Source organism: Nocardia farcinica, from assembly GCF_029867845.1.
Classification (GTDB): domain Bacteria; phylum Actinomycetota; class Actinomycetes; order Mycobacteriales; family Mycobacteriaceae; genus Nocardia; species Nocardia farcinica_A.
The window spans coordinates 1-3,614 of the sequence record NZ_JARWRU010000126.1 but is presented as its reverse complement, the minus strand read 5'-3'; the positions used below and the strand labels follow the sequence as shown (position 1 = coordinate 3,614).

Annotated in this window: 1 protein-coding gene; it reads left to right on the top strand. The window is 71.7% G+C overall.

Going from position 1 to position 3,614, the window contains the following annotated elements:
* Nucleotides 1–151: 151 nt before the first annotated feature.
* Nucleotides 152–3,481 carry an arabinosyltransferase domain-containing protein gene (locus tag QH283_RS02440; protein WP_432420640.1) on the top strand — a complete coding sequence of 1,110 codons (3,330 nt, stop codon included), beginning with the start codon at nt 152–154 and terminating at the stop codon, nt 3,479–3,481.
* The last annotated feature ends 133 nt before the right edge of the window (nt 3,482–3,614 follow it).

Here is a 3,614-nt window from a genome sequence, read left to right as displayed (position 1 = left end):
CTACCCAGCCCGGCGCACCCCGCTCAGCCTGGGGGGTGGTGTGTCCCCGCTCGGGTGCGGGGGGGGGTTCCCGCCGCGCCGGCACTGCGGCGCGCGCGACCGGCCGCGGCGGGGGTACCGGGAATCCGGGTAACGGCTAGCATTGCCTTCCGTGCCCGACGCCGCTACAGCTGTCTTGACGAAGCCGCCCGCCGCTCCCGAGGTTCGCCCGCGAGATTTCCACACCGCGCGAATCGTCGCCGTGGTGGCGGGCATTCTGGGCGCGGTGCTGGCGCTCGCGGTGCCCTTCCTCCCCGTGAAGCAGACCACCGCGGTGCTGAACTGGCCCCAGGGCGACGTGCTGCGGAACGTGCAGGCGCCGCTGATGGCCCAGGTTCCGATCGACCTGACCGCGAGCATCCCGTGCTCGGCGGTGCAGGCGCTGCCCCCGCAGGGCGGCATGCTGCTGGCCACCGCGCCGCCGCAGGGCGACCGCGCGGCGCTGGAGGCCATGTTCGTGCGCGTCTCGGAGTCCTCGGTGGACGTGGTCAACCGCAACGCGGTGGTGGCCTCCGCCGAGCGCGCCCGCATCGGCGAGTGCTCCTCGATCGACATCACCTCCGACAACGAGGCCACCACGGCGGCCTTCACCGGCCTGATGTGGGACATCGAGCAGCCGGTCGAGGGCGCCGCGGGACAGACCGAGATCGTCCAGGTGCCCGCCGAGGGCCGCATGGCCGGTGACTTCCGCCCGCAGGTGGTCGGCGTGTTCTCCGACCTGGAGGGGGCGGTCCCGGCCGGATTGTCGTTCGACATGACCGTCGACACCCGCTTCAGCTCCAGCCCCACCTGGATCAAGCTGACCGCCATCATCGCCGCGGTCCTGTGCACCCTGCTGGCCCTGGCCGCGCTGGCCCGTCTGGACGGCAGCGACGGCCGCGGCCACCGCCGCTTCCTGCCGGCGAAGTGGTTCAAGCCGACGGGCGTGGACGGCGCGGTCATCGGCACGTTGGTGCTGTGGCACTTCATCGGCGCCAACACCTCCGACGCCGGCTACATCCTGAGCATGGTCCGGGTGGCCCCCGAGTCGGGCTACATGGCCAACTACTTCCGCTGGTTCGGCGTCCCCGAGGCGCCCTTCGGCTGGTACTACTACGTCATCCAGGTCTTCGCCGAGATCTCCACGGCCAGCCCGTGGGTGCGCCTGCCCGCGCTGTTCTGCGCGATCCTGTGCTGGCTGGTCATCAGCCGCGAGGTGGTGCCGCGCCTCGGCCGCGGCGTGCGGCACAGCCGGGTGGCGCTGTGGACCGGCGGCCTGGTGTTCCTCGCCTTCTGGCTGCCCTTCGACAACGGCCTGCGCTCGGAGCCCATCGTTGCCGTCGGCGCGCTGCTGACCTGGGTCTCCATCGAGCGGGCCATCGCCACCGGACGGCTGCTGCCCGCCGGCGTCGCGGTGCTGGTCGCGGCCTTCACCCTGGCCGCCGCGCCCACCGGTCTGATGTGCGTGGCCGCGCTGCTGGCAGGCATCCGCCCGCTGGTGCGCATCGTGGTGCGCCGCCACCGCGAGCACGGCGCCGTCGCGCTGCTGGCCCCGATCGCCGCGGCCGGCTTCCTCGTGCTGGTGGTGGTCTTCGGCGACCAGACCTTCGCCGGGATCATGGAGGCCAACCGGGTCCGCCAGGCCACCGGCCCGAACCTGGCCTGGTACGAGGACTACCTGCGCTACTACTACCTGTTCGTGGAGACCGTGGACGGCTCGCTGTCGCGGCGCTTCGCGTTCCTGGTGATGCTGCTGTGCCTGTTCACCACCATGCTGGTGCTGCTGCGCCGCAGGCGGGTGCCCGGCATCGCCGCCGCTCCGACCTGGCGGTTGATGGGCATCGTCTTCGGCACGATCTTCTTCATGATGTTCAACCCGACGAAGTGGACCCACCACTTCGGCGCGTACGCGGGCATCGCGGGCTCACTGGCCGCGGTCACGGCGGTGGCGGTCTCGGCCACCGCGCTGCGGGCGCGCAAGAACCGGGCCATCTTCCTGGCGGGCCTGCTGTTCGTGCTGGCGATCTCCTTCTCCGGCATCAACGGCTACTGGTACGTCTCCAGCTTCGGCGTGCCGTGGTTCGACAAGCCGATCTCCTTCCAGGGCTACCAGTCCAACACCGCCGCGCTGATCCTGTTCGGCCTGGCGCTGGCGCTGGTCGCCTGGTTCACCCTGCGGGAGGACTACACCGCCCCGCAGCCCTCGGCGCGCACCGTGCGCGGCAGGCGCATCCGCCGCTTCGCCGCCATCCCGCTGACCGTGGTGGCCGCGGCGATGGTGCTGCTGGAGGTGGCCTCGCTGGCCAAGGGCGCGGTCGCGCAGTACCCGGCCTACTCGCTGGCCCGCTCGAACTTCGACGCGCTGGCGGGCGACACCTGCGGCCTGGCCAACGACGTGCTGGTCGAGCCGGACCCGAACCAGGGCAGGCTGAACCCGATCCCCGACCCGCAGCTGCCGCCGGAGGCCGATCCGCTGGCCGGGGTGAACCCGGTCGGCTTCGACCCCAACGGTGTGCCCGACGATCTGTCCGCCGACGCCGTCGAGGTCAAGCCGGGCACCGGCAACACCTCCAACCAGTCGGTCGGCGCCAACTTCGCCGAGGGCGAGAACGCGGGCACCGGCGGCGGTCAGGGCGCGCTCGGCGTCAACGGCTCGACCGTGGCGCTGCCGTTCGGCCTCGACCCGGCCACCACCCCGGTGATGGGCTCCTACCAGTCCGGCGTGCAGCAGCCCGCGCGAGTGGTGTCGAGCTGGTACGAGCTGCCCGAGCGCTCCGAGGACCGGCCGCTGATCGTCATCTCGGCCGCCGGCCGGGTGCTGAGCTTCGACGACACCGGCAGGATGAACTACGGCCAGGAGCTCAAGCTCGTCTACGGCAAGCGCCAGGCCGACGGCACCGTGGTCGAGCAGGGCGAGTACCTGCCGCGCGACATCGGCCCGTTCCCGTCCTGGCGCAACCTGCGCATCCCGATGGACGCGCTGGCCCCCGATTCCGACGCGGTGCGCATCGTGGCCAACGACCCGATCCTGATCGGCGACCAGTGGCTGGCGTTCACCCCGCCCCGGGTGCCGGTGCTGGAGACGCTGAACGACCACCTGGGCTCCGAGCAGCCGGTGCTGCTGGACTGGGCCGTCGGCCTGCAGTTCCCCTGCCAGCGGCCGTTCTACCACGAGTACGGCGTGGCCGAGGTGCCGCGCTACCGGGTGCTGCCCGACCGCCCGCTGGCGGTGAGTTCCACCAACACCTGGCAGGCCCAGGAGTTCGGCGGCCCGCTCGGCTTCTCGCAGATGCTGGCCCGCTCCACCACGCTGCCCACCTATCTGCGCGACGACTGGGCGCGTGACTGGGGCTCGCTGGAGCGCTACGACCAGTACTACCGCGACGCGGTGCCCGCCGAGCTGAGCACCGCGACCGAGACCAGGAGCGGCTTCTGGTCGCCCGGGTCGATGCGGGTCTTCTAGGGGGCCGCTGAACTTCCAGGGGCCGCTGAACGAGTGAGGGGCGTGGTCGCGGGGCAATACCCCGCCCCGGCCCACGGTGGGTTGGGGTTGAGCGGTTTTTAGTGTTAACCGGGGGTGTTGGGGCAGAGGGAGC